The sequence below is a fragment of the uncultured Traorella sp. genome (genome assembly GCF_944327115.1).
Taxonomy (GTDB): domain Bacteria; phylum Bacillota_I; class Bacilli_A; order Erysipelotrichales; family Erysipelotrichaceae; genus Traorella.
Genome location: NZ_CALVGS010000095.1, coordinates 1 through 4,108, shown reverse-complemented (window position 1 = coordinate 4,108; position 4,108 = coordinate 1). Strand labels below are relative to the sequence as shown.

Annotated in this window: 2 protein-coding genes; one reads left to right on the top strand and one right to left on the bottom strand. The window is 33.1% G+C overall.

Annotation, left to right across the window (positions count from 1 at the left end; translation table 11 throughout):
• Positions 1 to 2,638: DEAD/DEAH box helicase family protein (locus Q0K35_RS08535; RefSeq protein ID WP_294562252.1), on the bottom strand; the 2,638-nt coding region annotated here is incomplete at its 3' end.
• A 671-nt stretch (positions 2,639 to 3,309) separates the two neighbouring features.
• Between Q0K35_RS08535 and Q0K35_RS08530 the strand changes: the two genes are divergently transcribed.
• A partial coding sequence (locus Q0K35_RS08530) for an Abi family protein (RefSeq protein ID WP_294562250.1) occupies positions 3,310 to 4,108 on the top strand: 799 nt, incomplete at its 3' end.

The following is a 4,108-nucleotide window of genomic DNA, read 5'->3' as shown; positions in this document are numbered from 1 at the left end:
TATATTCCAAAATCTGAAGTACCTCATCTCGAACGAAATCTTCATGTAAAACAAATTCAATTCCATCATCAATATCTTTGAATCCGTTTTTGGCCGGATATTTTTTATGAAATGTATAATACAACATATTTCGCATCCGGATTTCTTCTTCCGACTTAGGAATCTTATCCCCTTTGATATACCGAATCCAATAGTCAAGAAGTCTGGCGGAATCCACATGAAACAATCCATTCATCATTCGATATATTTTATTCTCCACATCACGATCATCCTGAATTAATTTTGCCCATTTCTTCAAACGATGTAGGGAACGAGCTCCAGTACTTTGATAAAACTCATAAAGGGACATCTCATACTTTTCGAGGAAATTCTCAAGCGTCAGTTCCTCTCCTGTATCTTCCCTAAAAGTCCGCACATGTTCAATCATTATATTCTTATTGTTATTTGTCTGCTTCAGATTCTCAAGAACATACTCTTTAGCACATTTCTGCAATTCTATATAGCAGCCCCTTGGAAGACTTGAAAATCCATCTTCTAACTGCTTCTTCAGCGACTTCCGACTTTTACCAACCATTGCTTTAAACTTCATAGCAAAATTATATTTTTTATTTGCCTGCCCTATAAAATCAAGAACTGTAAGATAATCTTTTCCAGGGCAAATCCTCAAACCACGCCCAAGCTGCTGAAGAAACACAGTTGCACTTTCTGTTGGTCTTAAAAAGAGAATCGTATTGATCGAAGGAATATCCACACCTTCATTATAAAGATCCACAACAAAAATAAATTTAATTTTTCCCTTTTCTAAATCCTGCCTTGCATCATTTCGAATATCCTCCGCACTCTTAGCTGATAATGCGATGGATGGAACTTCATTCTGATTAAAATATTTTGCCATATATTCTGCGTGAGCAACACTGACGCAAAAGCCCAGTCCTTTCACTTCATTTATATCTGAAACATAATACTTAACACTATTCAATATAAGAGCACAACGTCTTGTATCTGCTGTATATACTTTTTCAAGTTCGTTGATATCATATCTTCCACGCGTCCATTTAAAATTTCTATAATCAACTTCATCCGTAACTCCAAAATATTGAAATTTGCATAATAAATTTCGATTAATTGCCTCTCCCAAGAGCATTGTAGACGCTATACGCCCATCAAAATATTTTAAAATATCTTTTCCATCCATACGCTCTGGGGTCGCTGTTAATCCCAATAGAATCTTCGGCTTATAATAGTTTAACAAATCCTGATAGGATTTTGCAGCTGCATGATGGAATTCGTCCACGATGATAAAATCATAATAATCTCTGCTGGTCCATTCTGTAAAATCTGCAGAATTAAAGGACTGAATACTAATAAACAGATGCTCAATATCCCCTGGCTTATATCCACCTACATATAACTCACCAAAATTGAAATCATTCAAAACCTCTTGAAACTTTTGAATACTCTGTTTCAAAATCTCTTTTCGATGTGCTACAAACAAAAGCCTGGCTCGATTATGAGTCTCTCGAAAACGTTTGTAATCAAACGCTGCAATGATCGTTTTCCCCACTCCTGTAGCCGCCTGAATCAAATTATGATAATGTCCATATACTTTTCTCTCAGCGGATAAACGGTCCAGTATGTCCTGCTGATAAACATAAGGTCGGATTGTTGTTTGAAGCTTCCGATGATTTAACCCATTATACTTATCCTTTTTTAACTCGTTCCACAGCTTTTTACAACACTTTTCGTCCTCTGGATCAAATATTTCAAAAGATTCATTATTCCAATAACTTTCAAAAGAAACCTTAAATTTCTTCACAATATCAAAAGATTCTTTTTCTGTTACTTTTACATTCCATTCCAACCCACCTGTCAGTGCCGGATTTGATAAGTTAGAAGAGCCAATATAAGCTGTCGAAAATCCTGTCTTCCGTTTAAATAAATAAGATTTCGCATGCATTCTAGCATGTTTTGTCTCATAATTAATTCTAATTTCCGTATTGGGAAGTTTCGCCAACTCTTGTATTGCTTTGTATTCTGTTGCTTGCATATATGTTGTTGTAATGATCCTCAGCCTAACATCCTCTCGTTTTGTAAATTCCTTTAATTCTGTAATTAGCTGTATGATCGCACTCCATTTTATAAACGAAACTAACAAATCAATCGAATCTGATGAAAGAATTTCTCGCTTTAATTCTGACAACATACTTGGTTCATTTCCTGCTCCAGTAAATAGCGCATTTTCTACAATGGATGTTTCTGGACGAATCACTTTTAACTTATTAATATTCCTGGCAGAATTTATTTTATTGTAGAGAGAAACAAGAACCTCTCCTTTTTCTAGGATTGCATTATCTTTAAAATCTGGCTCTTTCGTATGTTCTGCAATCTCTTTCACAATATCATTACACAAATGGATCTGCGCCAGCAATGCTTCTTCATCCTTTGTACTCGAAAAGCTCTCTCTAATATAACGCAGCGCCTGTTCTATGACATGAGAAATATAAAGCGTTAAAACACGCCTTGAATCATCTGCAGATAAATTTTCTAATTGAATGTCATATTTTTGCAAATCCAGTTGTTCTAACTCATTCCCTATTTTTGTATTGATAATCTGTTCATAAATACCATCACTTAACATACTCATGCTCTCCATTTATCCCATTCTCTATTTGTCTGACACTATCATATATTTTAAAGTCTTTTCATAATTTCTTTCAGATACACATTCTATAATTTTACCTGAAATCCAATATTCATATCTATTATACCTTCCCCCTTTATGGTTGTCATGAGAATTTCAAGCTGTAAGACACACTCAAAAAACTTTTACTCCTATGAAATATACCGATATCACTATTATGAAGTATTTTAAATTATAGATAGCAATAAACTTTACTGTATGATATAATATAACCATCTCGATACATACAAGAAAGTTGAAATGACCATTGGTGAAGAAATAAACTATCAAAGAATTAAACGGTACCTATCCAATTCAATCCTATTCTTTCTTCTTATTTGGAATTTAACTCTATCTCCAAAGGGTAAAAGCATACTTTATCCTTGCAGGACACTTTGTTAAATATCAGAAATTATAGGTTATTCAATCATTTACTGAAATGAAAAAGGATAAATTCTATTTAACATAAAATCTAAACTCACTACGAAGTCAGCTATTGATGAGATGGGATTACAGGACAAAAAAAGTGGAATTGCAGCAAAATCAAATATTACTTGTTATTTCCAATGGCATCAAAGTAAAAATAAGTCCTGATTATTAAAAATCCTGTACACATAAAGGAGATACACATGGACGAAAAAATTTTTAGAGACACCAGAATGCAAATCGGTATTCTAAAAAGTCGTGGTGTTATTATAAAGAACAAACGAATTGCAAAACAACTCATAAGAAATACCAACTATTATAATTTAATAAATGGATACAAAGAACCTTTTCTACAGCCAAATACCTCTTATGAAAAATATTTCCCAGGTACAACCTTTGAAGAAATATATGCATTATATGAATTTGATCGTAAATTACGAATTATAACCTTAGAATATATACTCGAAATAGAAAAGCAAGTTAAATCTCTAATTGCCTGTTGTTTTTCTAAAGTACACGGGCATAAAAATTATCTTAAACTTGAAAATTTTGATACCCTGGGTCAAAAAAAATACGGTCAGGTATGTAATTTACTAAGCAGCTTGTACAAAAAAATTTCACTCAATATTGATAAAGATTTATCTGTATCACACTATGTAAGTGGTAAAAATTATATTCCTCTATGGGTATTAGTTAACACGCTTTCCATGGGCGATATTAGTAAGTTCTACTCAAACATGGTACAACGGGAACGGAATGATGTTGCCCGACGATTAAAATGGGGTGTGAAGGAACATCAATTAGCAAGCTGTTTATTTTTTCTCTCAACAATTCGAAATAGATGTGCTCATGATGAACGTTTATATTCATATTTGTCATACGTTAACTTATGTAACAATAAGTATTTTCATTATTTTCACAAAACTTCCAATACAAATAGCTACTTTGCTGTGATGGTAGCATTTAAAATGTTATTATCAACCCAGCGTTATCAGACTTATC